This is a genomic window from Arthrobacter sp. yr096 (assembly GCF_900108925.1).
GTDB lineage: Bacteria > Actinomycetota > Actinomycetes > Actinomycetales > Micrococcaceae > Arthrobacter.
In genome coordinates, this window is sequence record NZ_FNYI01000006.1 from 124,534 (window position 1) to 138,963 (window position 14,430).

General features: G+C 65.1%; 14 protein-coding genes. 6 read left to right on the forward strand and 8 right to left on the reverse strand.

Annotation, left to right across the window (positions count from 1 at the left end; genetic code table 11):
• Positions 1-4 precede the first annotated feature (4 nt).
• Positions 5-1,255 (reverse strand): FAD-dependent oxidoreductase, encoded by a 1,251-nt coding sequence (locus tag BMY91_RS16205; protein ID WP_090823727.1) that lies wholly within the window; start codon positions 1,253-1,255, stop codon positions 5-7.
• Positions 1,248-2,546: an MFS transporter gene (locus BMY91_RS16210; RefSeq protein WP_256212786.1), complete on the reverse strand. Its 1,299-nt coding sequence runs from the start codon at positions 2,544-2,546 to the stop codon at positions 1,248-1,250. The genes BMY91_RS16205 and BMY91_RS16210 overlap by 8 nt, the downstream gene beginning before the upstream one ends.
• Positions 2,547-2,594: 48 nt before the next feature.
• Between BMY91_RS16210 and BMY91_RS16215 the strand changes: the two genes are divergently transcribed.
• From BMY91_RS16215 to BMY91_RS16235, 5 genes are all read left to right on the forward strand, one after another.
• Positions 2,595-3,440, forward strand: a complete 846-nt coding sequence (locus BMY91_RS16215) for an IclR family transcriptional regulator (protein WP_256212787.1) — start codon at positions 2,595-2,597, stop codon at positions 3,438-3,440.
• Positions 3,441-3,534: 94 nt separating this feature from the next.
• The gene (locus BMY91_RS16220) at positions 3,535-4,671 is read left to right on the forward strand and encodes a cupin domain-containing protein (RefSeq protein ID WP_090823729.1); all 1,137 of its coding nucleotides are present in this window, start codon (positions 3,535-3,537) and stop codon (positions 4,669-4,671) included.
• Complete coding sequence (locus BMY91_RS16225; protein WP_090823731.1) at positions 4,672-5,508, forward strand: fumarylacetoacetate hydrolase family protein; 837 nt, start codon at positions 4,672-4,674, stop codon at positions 5,506-5,508.
• The gene (locus tag BMY91_RS16230) at positions 5,508-6,257 is read left to right on the forward strand and encodes a maleylpyruvate isomerase family mycothiol-dependent enzyme (RefSeq protein ID WP_090823732.1); all 750 of its coding nucleotides are present in this window, start codon (positions 5,508-5,510) and stop codon (positions 6,255-6,257) included. The genes BMY91_RS16225 and BMY91_RS16230 overlap by 1 nt, the downstream gene beginning before the upstream one ends.
• A gap of 48 nt (positions 6,258-6,305) precedes the next feature.
• Positions 6,306-7,193, forward strand: coding sequence for an SGNH/GDSL hydrolase family protein (locus BMY91_RS16235; RefSeq protein ID WP_090823734.1), 888 nt, complete (start codon positions 6,306-6,308; stop codon positions 7,191-7,193).
• Here the strand turns inward: BMY91_RS16235 and BMY91_RS16240 are convergent.
• Positions 7,190-8,296, reverse strand: a complete 1,107-nt coding sequence (locus BMY91_RS16240) for an EAL domain-containing protein (protein WP_090823736.1) — start codon at positions 8,294-8,296, stop codon at positions 7,190-7,192. The two genes, BMY91_RS16235 and BMY91_RS16240, sit on opposite strands and share 4 nt — an antisense overlap.
• 190 nt (positions 8,297-8,486) lie before the next feature.
• On the opposite strand from BMY91_RS16240, the gene BMY91_RS16245 reads away from it, so the two are divergent.
• A complete protein-coding gene (locus tag BMY91_RS16245) occupies positions 8,487-9,323 on the forward strand; it encodes a CPBP family intramembrane glutamic endopeptidase (RefSeq protein WP_090823738.1) in 837 nt (278 codons plus the stop codon).
• Between the two features lie 37 nt (positions 9,324-9,360).
• Here the strand turns inward: BMY91_RS16245 and BMY91_RS16250 are convergent, their stop codons facing one another.
• From BMY91_RS16250 to BMY91_RS16270, 5 genes are read right to left on the reverse strand one after another with little or no spacing between them, the layout of a single operon-like run.
• Positions 9,361-9,975: a TetR/AcrR family transcriptional regulator gene (locus tag BMY91_RS16250; protein WP_090823739.1), complete on the reverse strand. Its 615-nt coding sequence runs from the start codon at positions 9,973-9,975 to the stop codon at positions 9,361-9,363.
• 9 nt (positions 9,976-9,984) lie between these two features.
• The gene (locus BMY91_RS16255) at positions 9,985-11,226 is read right to left on the reverse strand and encodes an NAD(P)/FAD-dependent oxidoreductase (protein WP_256212788.1); all 1,242 of its coding nucleotides are present in this window, start codon (positions 11,224-11,226) and stop codon (positions 9,985-9,987) included.
• Positions 11,223-11,417, reverse strand: coding sequence for a ferredoxin (locus tag BMY91_RS16260; protein ID WP_090823741.1), 195 nt, complete (start codon positions 11,415-11,417; stop codon positions 11,223-11,225). Before BMY91_RS16260 ends, BMY91_RS16255 begins: the two co-directional genes overlap by 4 nt.
• Entirely contained in the window at positions 11,414-12,586 is a 1,173-nt protein-coding gene (locus tag BMY91_RS16265; RefSeq protein WP_090823743.1) for a cytochrome P450, read from the reverse strand. The genes BMY91_RS16260 and BMY91_RS16265 overlap by 4 nt, the downstream gene beginning before the upstream one ends.
• Positions 12,587-12,599: 13 nt before the next feature.
• Positions 12,600-14,342 carry an MFS transporter gene (locus tag BMY91_RS16270; RefSeq protein ID WP_090823745.1) on the reverse strand — a complete coding sequence of 581 codons (1,743 nt, stop codon included), beginning with the start codon at positions 14,340-14,342 and terminating at the stop codon, positions 12,600-12,602.
• Positions 14,343-14,430 lie beyond the last annotated feature (88 nt).

Below are 14,430 nucleotides of genomic sequence, written 5' to 3' on the forward strand. Positions count from 1 at the left end.
GGTGCTAAGCGACGGCCTTGCTGTCCACCCGCGGAGCCATCGGCGCCGGCAGGCCTTCGCCGGACTGCCCGTAGAGCCAGTCGTTGTACTGGAAATCATTGTCCTTCCGGCTCTTGAACAGCAGGTTGCGCAGGGTTCGGCCCAGGCCGGAGACGTGCCAGGATTCACCCCAGATGCGGGCAGTGCGCTGTACGCGGGCGGTCCGGGCGGCACGCGCGGAATTGAATGCGGCCAGGGCGCCGTCCCACGCGGCCGGATTGACGCCGTCGGCCGTGAAAACGGTGCCGGCAGTGACGTCCTGCAAGACGGCGGCGTCTTCGAGGGCCTGGCAGGCGCCTTGGGCAAGGTACTGAAGCATGGGGTGGGCGGCGTCGCCCAGAAGCACCATGCGGCCGGCCACCCAGTTTTCGATCGGGTCGCGGTCGTACATGGGCCAGCGGATGCTGGTGCCCAGGTTCGCAAGGGCTGCCTGCACTGCGGGAATGCAGTCCTTGTAGGCGGCCTGGAGCTCGTCCACTCCCCCATACTGCTCTTCACCGCGCTCAAAGGATGGTGACTTGAAGACGGCCACCGTGTTCAGCAGTTCGCCCTTACGCAGCGGGTACTGCACCAGGTGGCAGTCGGGGCCGAGGTAGACCACAACGTCCTCGAGGTCGGTGGCCGGAGTCTCAGAGGTAATGGGAACGGTGCCGCGGTAGGCGACGTAGGCGGAGGAGACCGGTTCATCGGAGGCCACCAGCGAACGGAGCGTTGACTTGAGTCCGTCCGCCCCGATCACCACGTCCGCTTCATAATCCACACCGGCCGCGGTATGCACGATGCCCCGTCCGTTCAAGGTTTCCACGTTGTCCACCATGACGTCGTTCACCAGCTTCACGCCGGCCGCTTCACATCCTTCCAGGAGCACCCGGTGCAGGTCGCTGCGGTGGATCACCACGTACGGGGCGCCGTACCGTTCTTCAAACTCGCCGCGCAGAGATTGCCTGGTCAGCTCTTCACCCGTCACGGCATCCCGGAAGACCAGATGCTTGGGCTGCACCCCGATCTCCAGCGCCTTCTCCAGAAGGCCCCACCGCTTCAGGACACGGGAGGCGTTGGGGGCCATCTGCAGCCCCGCGCCCACCTCGCCGAACTCCGGCGCCCGCTCCACCAGCGTGACGTTCGCGCCGTTTTCGCGGAGGGCCAAGGCACCGGCCAACCCGGCCATGCCCCCTCCCACCACCAGGACATCGGTGGACATTGACTGCTCAGACATTGCTTGCTCCTTGGGAGATTTTGGTTTTGATGGTGAATCTGACGGCGGCCAGCAGAACCGCTGCGATGGCGGCGGCACCGGCGAACGCCAGGAAGTTGGAGTTGACGCCCAACCCGGCCGCCAGCAGCAGGCCACCCACCTGCGGTGCGACGACGGCGCCGATGCGGCCCGTGCCAAGCGCCCAACCCAGCGCGGTCCCGCGCAGGTGGTCAGGGTAGTGGCTGGCAACAGCCGCGATGATGAGGCACTGCGTGCCATGGGTTCCGACGCCAGCCAGCACCAGCGCCAGATAGACAACAGTCACCGGCGGGCTTGCCAAGAGGACCGAAAGCCCGACGGCGGCGACGGCGGCTGCCGCTATCGCCGTCGGAATCGGACCGAAACGTGTGCCCGCCCAGGCTGTGATGACCGAACCGGCTACTGCGCCCAGGTTCAGCGCCAACGCGAAGGTCAACGCCGATCCGAGGTTGTAGCCGGCCAACTGCATGAGGTTGGGCAGCCAGGTACCCAGGCCGTACCAGGCGAACAGGGTGGCGATGGTGGCCAGGGCGAAAAGTAGGCTGATGCCGAGGTAGGGCGCCCGGAGCAGTGAGCCGAATCCGGCGGGTTCCTTGGAGGTTTTGCCTGTGGATCCGGTGCGCACCAGCGTCTCCGGGATGTATTTCAGCCCGAGAGGCACCACGATCACCAGAGCCAGTACTGCCACCAGGAACATTGCCTGCCAGCCGAATGCCGGAATCAGGGGGATACCTACCAAAGCTGCAAGGGAGCCGCCAATCGGGACGCCGGACATCATGAGCGTGGCAATGGTGGAGCGCCACGTGGCCGGAACCAGTTCTGCAACCAAGGCATTGGCGGACGGAACCAACCCTCCGAGTCCGATGCCCGCGAGGAGCCGCAATGCTCCGAAGACGGCCGCGTTGGGTGCAAAGGCGCAGAGGATGGTGAAAACGGAGAACACGATTGCGCAACCCAGGATCGTTTTGCGCCGCCCCCAGGAATCGGCCATGCGGCCCGCGAAGATGGCGCCGATCATCATGCCGAGGAAGGCCATGGAGCCGATGGTTCCGGCGGTTGCCTTGCTCAGGCCCCAGCCAGTCTCCGAAATCAGGGACGACTGGACGGTGCCGTACACAATGAGGTCGTAGCCGTCAAAGACCACCAGCAACCAGCAGACCAGGACGGCCAGCGCTGAAGCTTTGGAAATGCGTGGCGCTTCGCCGGGAGCGTCAGCAATGACGGCTCCGGAAGCTTGCCCTTGCGACGCTGCATCGGGGAGTGTGTGATTCATCCCACCACTGTCCGGTCTCTTGCAAAGGGAGCACCATACAATTCTGTTGTGCAGAACAAATCAGCAGGGCCCTCCACCAGAAAAACTGCGGCCTCCGCCCGAAAACCCGTGCAGAAGCGGCCCACCTATTCAATCGAGGCCGTGGATAACGCCCTGCAACTCCTTCAGCTCCTCCGGGACGGCGGCGCCCTTCGCCTCAAGGACGCGGCGGCGGAGCTTGGCGTGGCTCCCTCAACTGCCCACCGCCTCCTGGCGATGCTGGTTTACCGGGGCTTCGCGGTCCAGGACGAGAACCGGCGCTACGTCCCCGGCCCGGCCATGGGTGTGGGCCCGGCCGGACTCAGCTGGACCCGGCTGCTGCGCGACATTGCCCAGCCCCACATGGAACTCCTCTCCGCTCAACTGGATGAGACGGTCAACCTGATGGTCCGCGTGGGCACCAAGGTGCGCTTCCTGGCCACGGTTGAAGGCAGCAATGTGCTGCGCATCGGAGACCGCCAGGGCACAGTAATGCCGGCCGACAAGACCTCCGGCGGCAAAGTGATGCTCGCCGAGCTGGAACCCTCCATGATCGAGCAACTCTTCCGCAGCCACAACGCGGAGATCGGTGGGGACACCATTCCGGACGCCGGGTACCCCGCCTTTCTCCGCGAGCTGGACAGCATCCGCGGCAACGGTTTCGCGGCCAACTTCGAGGGCACGGAGGAAGGCGTCAGCGCACTCGGCATGGCACTCCACAACCGGGACGGCCACGTGGTGGGGGCACTGAGCATCGCGACGCCCGCCACGCGCTTCCGGAAAGTGTTCGACGCCGGTTTGGTCGCCGCCCTGCGCTCAACGTGCCGGCAGGTGGAGATCGACATCGCCGCCAACCCGGCCCAGCCTGAACACTAGATTCTGCACAACAGAATCTTCTGGGAGTCTTGATCATGCCTCCCTAGGGTCGAACAAACGCCACATCTGTCCGGACCCTACCGAGGAGGCTTACGTGTCCATCAGCGCCGAGAACACGACCCATGAATCTGTGGCTGCGAGCCACGCCCTGCCGGAACCGACTCCGGAGGAAGCTGCCCAGTTGGAGCAGCTCTACAAGGACTTCGCCGCGGGCAACATGGTGCCGTTGTGGACGGAGATCGGTGATTTGATGCCGATGGTCCCCACGCCCAAGGCCGTCCCGCATGTGTGGCGTTGGAATGACCTGTACCCGCTGGCTGCCCGTGCCGGGGATCTGGTTCCGGTGGGCCGGGGTGGCGAGCGGCGGGCCATAGCCCTGGCCAACCCCGGCCTTGCCGGCACCCCGTACGCGACGCCCACGTTGTGGGCCGCGATCCAGTACCTCGGCCCGCACGAGGTGGCCCCCGAGCACCGGCACTCCCAAAACGCGTTCCGTTTTGTGGTGGAGGGAGAGGGTGTGTGGACCGTGGTGAACGGGGACCCGGTGGCCATGCGACGTGGCGACTTCCTGCTGACCCCGGGCTGGAACTTCCATGGCCACCACAACGACACCGACCAGCCGATGGCCTGGATCGACGGCTTGGACATCCCGTTCGTGCACTACGCCGATGCCGGGTTCTTCGAGTTCGGCACCGAACGCGTCACTGACGAAGCCACCCCGGATATTTCCCGCTCCGAACGGCTTTGGGCACACCCCGGCCTCCGGCCCCTCTCCGGTCTGGATGACACCACCAACTCCCCCATCGCCGCGTACCGCTGGGAACACACCGACGCCGCCCTGCGTGAGCAATTGTTGCTGGAGGACGAGGGCCACCCGGCCACGGTGTCCCAGGGCCACGCCGCCATCCGGTACTCGAACCCCACCACGGGCGGGGATGTCATGCCCACCATCCGGGCCGAGTTCCATCGTCTCCGCGCCGGCGCCTCAACCGAACCACTGCGCGAGGTTGGCTCCAGCGTCTGGCAGGTCTTTGAGGGCACGGGCACCGTAGTCCTTAACGGCGAAAACAAACAGCTGGCCAAGGGCGACCTGTTCGTGGTCCCGTCCTGGCAGGAATGGTCCCTGACGGCAGACAACGACCAGCCAGGGTTTGATCTGTTCCGTTTCAGCGACGCCCCCATCTTTGAACGACTGAACTTCAACCGCAGCTACACCGAAGGACGCAAGTAAATGAGACTGCTCACCCTCCGCACCGAAACCGCCGACGGTAAAGGCACCGTGGCTGTCCGCCAGGACGGCGACACCCTCACCGAAATCCCCGGGTTCGCCGATGTCGGCGCGCTGCTGGCCGACCCTGCCTGGGAACAAAAGGCCAAGGCGGCCAACGGCGCAACGCACGCGGCCGACGACGCCGACCTCGCCGCCGTCGTGCCCGAACCCGGGAAGATCATCTGCGTCGGCCACAACTACCGCAACCACATCAAGGAAATGGGCCGGGAGATCCCGGAGTACCCCACCTTGTTCGCCAAGTACCAGGAATCCCTGATCGGCCCGAACGATGACCTCGCCTTGCCGCAGGAATCGGACACCGTGGACTGGGAAGCCGAACTCGCCGTGATCATCAGCAAGAAAGGCCGCCGGATCACCGAGGCCGACGCCGCGGAGCACATCGCCGGGTACGCGGTCCTGAACGACGTCTCCATGCGCGACTACCAGTTCCGCACCATCCAATGGCTCCAAGGCAAAACCTGGGAGAACTCCACCCCGTTCGGTCCTGCCCTGGTCACCAAGGACGAATTCACTGCCGGCCCGCTCATGACCTCGGCCGTGGACGGAGAGGTCCAGCAGTCCACCCCCACCGGCGACCTCGTCTTCACCCCCGAATTCCTGGTCTCCTACATCTCCACCATCATCACGCTCAACCCCGGGGACGTGATCGCCACCGGCACCCCCGGCGGTGTAGGCCACGCCCAGGACCCCAAAAGGTACCTGCAGGAAGGCCAGCTCCTGGTCACCACCATCGACGGCCTGGGCCAGCTGAACAACCGCGTGGTCAAGGAAGCCTGATGGCAGCCCGCCACGACCTCACCACCGATCCGGGCCTGCAGGAAGACCTCCTGCAGGCCCGGCGGGGCACCGCGTTCTTCGCCCGGAAACTCAACGAGCTCACCGACGCAGAGCTCGACGGCGGCACCCTCCTTCCGGACTGGACCCGCCGCCACATTCTGGCACATGTGGGCTACAACGCCCGCGCGATTGCACGTTTGGTGGAATGGGCGGCCACGGGAGTAGAGACGCCCATGTATCCGTCCCCCGAAGCGCGGAACCACGACATCAATTTCGGCGCCACTCTCTCCCCCATCGCCCTACGGAATCTCTTCGACCACTCGGCGGTGCACCTGTCCGTTGAATGGCGCGACCTCCCGGACGCGAACTGGGCCAACCAGGTCCGCACCGCCCAAGGCCGCACCGTGCCGGCGACGGAAACCGTGTGGATGCGCACCCGCGAAGTCTGGGTCCACGCCGTAGACCTGGACAACGGCGCCAGTTTCAGCGACATCCCTGCCCCGGTCCTCGAACGTCTGCTCCAAGACATCACGGGCGCCTGGAAGACCCGCGGTACCGACACCGGACTCCTCATCAAGGTCACCAGCCCTGCCGGGAACGGCGCCGGCCTCACGTTCGGCGACACCAGTGCCGCGGACCCGACGATCATCACCGGCCCCCTTCCCGCCGTCGTCGAATGGGCCACAGGCCGCGGCGCCACGGGCGTCACCACCACCGGAAAGGTCCCGGCTGCACCACCGTGGATCTAAGCCACGCCACCCATAGCCATGTGTGTCCAGTAGGCGCACTATGGGTGGATGAACGCCCACAATGCCGCAGGTCCGGCGCAGGGTGGTTCCGGTAACTTCGGGGCTGGCCCGCACCCGTGGAGCCGCTATGTGGCCTTGGGTGATTCCTTCACTGAAGGCGTGGGCGATCCCGAGCCGCGCAGTCCAGGGGGACTTCGCGGTTGGTCGGACCGGGTGGCCGAAGAACTGAGCGTGGGACACCAGGATTTTGCCTATGCCAATCTGGCCATCAGCGGACGGTTGCTCCGCCAGATCCTCGATGAGCAGGTAGCTCCCGCGCTGGCCTTGCAGCCCGATCTGATCACCCTTAACGCCGGGGGCAATGATCTCCTGTTCCACAGGACCGACCCCGATAAACTCGCACTGGAACTGGACGCCGGCGTGGAAGCCCTGGCCACCACCGGGGCAACCATCCTGCTGTTCACGGGTCCCGATTGGGGTGCGACGCCGGTGCTGGGCCGGACCCGCGGCAAGGTGGCCATCTATAACGAGAACATCCGGGTGGTCGCCGCCCGCCATGACGCCGTGGTGGCCGATCTCTGGGCGCTACGCCAACTCACGGATCCCCGCATGTGGGATCCGGACAGACTCCATTTCTCCCCGCTGGGCCAGCACACCATCGCCGTCATGGTGCTGGATACCCTGAATGTCCCACATTCGCTGGAACCGCTGATCCCCAAGGCGCTGCCCGAACGCAGCTGGCGCGAAGCCCGCTCCGGCGACATCATCTGGGCGCGTGAACACCTTTTTCCGTGGGTGGTGCGCCGCCTGACGCAACGGGATGCCGACGACGGCCGACACCCCAAGCGGCCACTGCCCGGCCCGGTCTTTGGTGCTGCGATGCCACCGGGAACCTATGTGGGCAACGATCCCAGGAACCTCTTAGACCCCGGCTAGCCTGCGGGTTGGGCTTCCGTCTGCGCCCGAATGCTCCACGCTGACCAATCCAGCGGGTGGACCGAGGGACGCCCCAGGAGGTAGCCCTGCGCAGCGGTGACGTTCAGCGCGGCAACTTCCTCAAGTTCCTCGGCCGTTTCGATGCCCTGCGCATGGACTTGGGCACCTATTTCACGGGCCAGCTCAACGATTGCCTTGGCCCGGATTTTCTGGCCCTCGTTGCGTTCGATTCCTTCAATGAGGTGGCGGTCCAGTTTGATGATGTCCGGGCGCAGTTGTTCAATCCGTTCAAAGGACACCAATGCGGCTCCCGAGGCACTGATGGCCAGGCGCAACCCCAACGCGCGCAATGGTCCCAGCCCGGCGTCGCCGGTTTGGCCTTCAACCGCTTCCAGGCTGCCGGTAAGTTCAACGATGATCCTGTCAGGGGCCAGGGCTGCCGCGGCCAACAGGTTCCGCACCCGGGGGTCGCTGGAGGTGGCGGGGGTGAGGTTCAGTGCTACTGACATGGTGTCGGGAACCTCGTGCGCCGCTGTCAGGGCGCAGTGCAGGGCGGCAATTTCCAGCTCGGTGCCCAAACCGGCGGCTGCGGCCTCGTTGAACCAGACATCGGCGCCGGCCCCATCTTCGCCGACGAATCGGGTCAGTGCTTCCACGCCCACCACGTCACCGCCCGGCAGTGCGTGAACGGGCTGGAAGGCCGTCAGCAGCAGCTTGTCAGCCAGGATCGCCTGGATGCCTTCGCGCACTTCGTGGCTGACCGGAACAGACACAGTCCTTGCCGCATCCGCCGATTCCAGGTGCAGGCTGGCAGGCTCCCGCTGTACCGGGACGGGGGACGCAGCAGCGGTCTCCTTGCGGGTTTCCAGCAGATGCTCCAGCAGGGCTCCCTCAGGATCCTCGGGCCGGGACTCAATCAGCGCCCGGAGCTTGTTCCTTGCCCTTTCGCTGCGGGGCTCGGAATCGGCGAGGATGGATTCGATGATGTCCTTGACCTGCTCGCGCATGGTCAGGTCATCCGCACAGGGTGTTGCATCATTGCCATGCTGGCGTGCGTCATCCGCCCCGCCACCGGGTGAGAGAGAGCCCTCGTCTTGAGCCATCGGCTATTCCTTTATGTGTGTCCCCCGCTGGCTATGCCAGACAACTGCCCGCCCACAAAAGTGTGGGCACTGTCACGAATCTAACAGAGAAAGCTCAAGGCCCCCTTCATGCCGGACGCGCCTCCCGCACGGAAGTTCCCCAGCACGGAAAACTGTGTCGCTGGGGCACTACCCCTGAGATGCTTGAGAGGTGACCTCCCTTTCGACGGACGCACCCCGGACCGCACTCAGCTGGAAACTGCTGCCCGCCCTGCTGCTTTCCTTGTCCGGCGTGCCACTCTTCGCATCGTTACCTCTCAGGACGCCGGGCAACGAACTGCTGGGATACGGCCTCCTGGCCACAAGCGTGGTCACTGCCGCCGTCATTGACCTGCGTCTGATGCGGCACCTGGCCCTGATCGCGGCAGGCATGACCATCTTCAGCCTGGTTCCACTCAATGCGGACCTAAGCACCGAACACATGGCACTCATGGGCGGAGCCTTGGCGCTGGCTGTACTGGTTCCTTGGCTGGTGTCCCGCTTCGTTTACCGTGAAGACATCATCAGGTTCCCGGTAAATACGGGCCGTAAATGGCCGCTGGCCGCAAAACTGTACCTGATGGGCGTCGTAGCGCTGGGCTACTTCATCCTGCCGGTGTACCTGATCAGCACGGGGGTCTACCAAAACTGGCCGGATGCTTCCGATCCCCAGATCTTCTGGCGGCTCTTTGTGGGCGTCAATGCCGTGGGAATCTGGGACGAACTGTTCTTCATCTGCACCACGTTCACCCTGCTGCGCCAACACTTCCCCGACTGGCTGGCCAACCTCCTGCAAGCCGTGGTGTTCTCGTCATTCCTGTGGGAGATCGGCTACCAGTCGTGGGGTCCGCTGCTGACGTTCCCGTTCGCGCTCTTGCAGGGGTACACCTTCAAACTCACCAAGTCATTCACCTATGTGGTGTCCGTGCACCTGCTTTTCGACTTTGTGCTGTTCCTGGCGCTGGTCCACGCACACAACCGGGAGTGGCTGCCGATCTTCCTGTACTAGATTTCAGCGGTATGAGGATTTCAGCGCTACTGGAGTTTCAGCGCTCGTCGCACAGCAAATGGAACCAGGCATCCGCCAGGACTTCCAAGGCATGTTCACGGTTGGGCTCCATCTTCCGGCGCGTCCAGAGGGTGGCCACGTAGTCCAGCTGGGTAAAGGCAAGCGTCCCCCGGATGTGCCGCGTTTCCTCAGGGAACCGGCCAGCCAGTTCCATGCCGCGAACAAGGTCTGAGATGACTTCCTCGTGCCACCCCTCCACCAGCGTCCGCACTTCACGGTCCACAGCCGCGGCTTCGTCCAGGACGTCGAGGTAGGGGCGGAAGACGGGCCACAGCGCAGCACGGGATTCCAGCCAGGCCAGGATTCCGGGCAGCTCGCCCGAGCACACCACCTCCACCAAATCGGCTGCGGTGGACGCGCTGTCCGGACCATTGGCACGGTCCAGGACCGTGTTCACCCGCGCCATGAAGTCCTTCATCAAATCACTGCGCGAGGGATAGTACGCGTAGAACGTCACGCGTGTTGTACCGGCGGCAGCAGCGATCTCATCAATGGTGGTGGCGGCATAACCCTTGTGGGTGAAGAGCTCCAGCGCGCGGTCAATAATGGTGTCGCGGGTCAGCTGCTTCTGGGCTTCGCGCAGTGAGGACATGGCCCAATCCTATCGGGGCAAGGTCGCCTCTCCTGGCCGGAGGACTCCTGGTCCTTTGTTCGCCAATGCGCGGAGTTTCGGGATGGGTATCCGGTAATTGATGGCCGCCGCGGTACCCGGATTACCCGCCCCGGCCTGACCGCCGCTGCCGTACCAGCTCATGAGCAACGACTCCGAGTCACCGCCTGGGTCGCAATAGTCCGGGGCACCCTCCACCGGCGTGAAACCCACCGCCTTGAGCGACAGACCAAAGCCCTCAGTCCAGAAATAGGGCTGAAGGTCACCCTCCGGCGCGGCGTCACCTCGAAGAAGTCCGACGGCGGCGACCTTGGCTTGGTCAATGGCGCTCGTCCACAGCGGGACCCGCCGTAGCCCGAGCCGTGTTGGGAAGTACGCGACGTCGCCCGCTGCGACAATGTCCGGCCGGAGGCGGCCCCGGGAGTCCACGCGCAAAGCCCCTCCCTCCAGGAGAGACGAGCCGGTCAGCCAGCCGACGTTGGGCTCATCACCGATGGCGGCCACCACAATGTCAGCCCCCAGTTCGGTGCCATCCGCCAGAGCAACCCGGGCACCGGCGTCGTGCGGTGAGTGTTCGTTTGTTCCCATCAGGCGTGCTGTGCCGCTGGTGACCAGCCTCAACCCGCGCCGCAGGGCTGCTGCGACGAAGATGCCGGACAGGTGCCCGCCAAGATGACGGGCCAGCGGCGGGCCGCTCGCGACCATCGTGACCTGGCACCCGGCGTCAAGGCAGCCGGAGGCAATTTCCATCCCGAGCGGCCCACCACCCACCACGATCACGGAAGGGCGTCCGGTGATGCGCTCTTTCAGGGCTATGGCGTCCTCGACGGTGCGGAGGGTGAATACGCGTGCGTTGTCACCCCCTGGATCACCTGCGAGCCGTTTCGCCCGGGCCCCGGACGCGATGACCAGGCCGTCGTACGGAAGCTGCCCGCCGTCGTCGAGCGTTAGCAGCCTGGCATCCACGTCCATACCCGTAACGCCGACACCGAGCAGCTCGATGGCCTGGTGGCCGGGCGCGGGGAGATGATGCGCTGTGACATTGTCCTCGCCGACGTGCAGCAGCGCTTTGGACAACGCCGGGCGGCTGTACGGCTGATGCTGCTCGGCGCCCACCACGGTGAGTTCGCCGTCAAAGCCTGCCGCCCGGAGTGAGTCGCAGGCAGTGAGCCCTGCGATGCCATTTCCCACCACCACGATCCGGCGCATGGGGGCTGCCTTGCCAGTGGTCACGCCGCCTCCAACCTGAGCGCTGCCACCGGGCAGACGCGGACGGCGGCTTGAGCGGCGTCGAGATCGGCCCCGTCAACGTCCGGGGCGTCGATCAGGAGTTCGCCGTCGTCGTCCAGGTGCATGAGCGTGGGCGCGGCTTCCTCGCAAAGTCCGTGCCCTTCGCAGCGCGGACGGTCCAGGTGGATCCTCATGCGGCCACCACCTTCAGCACCTGGAGCTGCTCGTGGCTCCGGGTAATGTTGCTGGGTTCCCGGACTTCGCGGCCCAGCTCCAGGCTTTGCACACGGCGGGCAAGGGCATCGATGATCGCGTGGGCCTCGAGTTTCGCAAGGCCCTGGCCTGCACATCCATGAGGGCCGTAGCCGAAGGACAGGTGGTCCACTGGGTTGCGCGTGATGTCGAAGGTGTCGGGGTTCTCGTAGTGCCTCGGATCACGGTTGCCGGCGCCGATGAGCAGGCCCAGCTGGGCTCCGGCAGGGATGGTCACGCCATCCAGCTCCACTGGGACCGTGGTGGTGCGGCCCCAGATGTGGATGGGCGCCCAGTAGCGCAGCACCTCCGCGAAGGCCGCCGGGACAAGTGCGGGCTTCGCTCGGAGCAGTTCCAGCTGCTCGGGGTGGCGTCCGAACAGTGCCACGATGTTGCCGATTGACGCGATGGTAGTGTCCACGCCGGCACCAAGATACTGGTGGATGATGTGCCCCGCGGAGCCCTGGGGGATGTCTCCACGCGCTTCGGCATCGAAGATCCCGCGGCCGATGGAGCCTAGGGTAAGGTCCTGGGCCGTCACGGAGGAGCACCAGCCGTACAGTTCACCCGCGATGGGGAAGCTCTCCTGGGTGCGCTGGTTCATGGGTCCAATGACCTGCATCGCGGCCTGGCCCCAGCGCAGCATGTTGCCCTTGACATGCCCGTTGAAACCGATGAGGTCCGCCACGATCTCCAGCGGGAAGGCGCGTGCCAGCGAGTCAATGGCCTCGAAACTGCCGGTGGCAACAAGCTCCGCCACGAGCTTGTCCGCTTTCTGGTCGATCACCACTTTCAGGCCGCGGAGAGCCCGTGGCGTCAGGTTCTCCGACAAAGTGGCCCTCAGCTGAGTGTGGGTGGGTGGATCGGAGGCCAGGGAGGTGCCTTGGAGGGCGTCGTTCACCATGGGATTGAATCCGAGGGTTGTGGACGAGAAAGTGGCGGGATCGCCGAGGACTTCGCGGATGGCGTCATAACGGGTGATGACGTAGAGGTGGTTCTTGGGCAAGTGGACTACGCCGCCCTGTTCGCGCAGTTTCGCGTAAGCGGGGTAGGGATCAATCAGGAGCTGATCGTCCCAGATGTCCAGGTCTGATGCGGTGGGAGCAGTCACGGTGTTGGCCCTTTCAGATCGCGGGTTCGGACGTGGTTGTCTCGGCTGGAGCGGCGGCAGCGGCTGGAGCGGCGGCAGCGGCTGGCGCGGGTGCCGCCGACTTGGAGGAGATGAAGACGGTCAGGAGGGCCGAGACCGTGGCAGCAATGGCGGCCACGAGGTAGACGACGTGGAAGCCTTCGCCCAGCGAGGTTCCGGCAACGCCCTGGATCTGTTGCTGGACAGAGGCCAGGGCCTGGGTCATTCCGTCCACAGCCTGGCTGGAAGCGCCCGCAGCTGCCGCCTCGCCGGAGGCTTGGCCCACCATGCCGTCCCATCCGGAGAGATAGCCAAGCGGCGGCACATGGGCCAGACCGGCCACGGCATCTGCGGGCAGCCCCGTACCGCCGAGGATCCTGTTAAGCGGAGCTGCGAAGGCCGAGGCGCCCACTCCGAAGGCGATGGCCGAGCCGATGACCGGACCCAGCGCGAAGCCGAGATCGCGCAGGAGGTTGGTGGTGGCCGAGGCCATGCCAATGTGCTGCGGCTGCACGGTATTGATGGCGACGGCGGTGACGGAACCGACCGTCAGGGCGAAGCCGATTCCGAGAATGAGGAGCGGCGGAATAAACGCCGTCCAGGCTGTGCCGCCGAAGGCTTCGGGCGTGCCGAGGGAGAAGGTGGACAGCCAGAAGCCGGAGACAGCCATGAGGGTAAACCCACCGGTGAGCGCCCACCGCGGAGCTACGTGGTGGATGAGCCATCCAACCACGGGAATGAGGACGAACGCCGGGCCTTGGATGAAGACGAACAGCACGCCCACTTTCCACGCCTCGGCGAGCGCGAGGCCACCTACGGCGACGCTGGTGCTGTAGCAGATGGCGAGGAACGCAAACATGCCGGTGACCGCAACGATGCCCGTGATGGAGTAGGCGCTGTTCTTGAATAGGGAGAGATGGATGAGGGGCTGCTCTGTGCGCATCTCGATGATGACGAAGGCCGTCAGCAGGATGCCGCCCACCACGTAACTGGCCACCACCTCTATGGCACCGAAGCCGGCGTCAACTGCCTGGACGGTGGCGAACAGCACGGCAATGAGTCCCAAAGCCAAGGTGATTTGGCCAGGCAGGTCCAGCGCGCGTCCCTTGGCGGCCGCGGAATCCTTGGCCCGGAGGGAAACGAGGAAGACGATGACGGCGATCACTGCAGCTGCCAGGTAGGCCACGCGCCACCCGCTGAAGGCATTGGGTTGGCTTGCGGTGGCGCCGGGAACGGTGAAGAACTGCGCCGTGAACCCGGCCAGCAGGGGCGAGATGACGGCACCGAGGGACAGGAAGCCTGCCCAGGTGGCGATTGCTTTGGCCCGGGCCCTGTGATCGGGAGTGATGGCGGCCAGCATGGACAGCGAAATGGGGAACAGGATGCCTGCCCCGATGCCACCGATTGCCTGAGCGGCGATCATCATCCCTGTGGTGGTGGCAGTGGCCGCCACGACGGACCCCAGGACGCTGAGCCCGGCTCCGGCGTACAGCAACTTCTTGCGCCCGAAGAGGTCACCCAGAAGTCCCCAACTGAGCTCGAAGACCACGATTCCCATCATGAACATGCCGGCGATCCAGGTCAGTCCTGCACCGGATGTTTGGAACTCGACGGCGAACGTTCCGTTGAGCGCGCCTGGTAGGGCGTTGGTGATTTGGGCGAGGGTAACTGCGCTGTAGGCGGCCACAAAGGTGGCTGGCACGGAGCCGCGGCTCGACACTGAAATGGTCTGGCTCATCGATGAAACTCCCTTGTTTCGGGTCGATTGTGGAATGGAGTGCTTTCGCTCACAGTCTGGATGCAAGCTTTACGTCATGTCAAGAGAT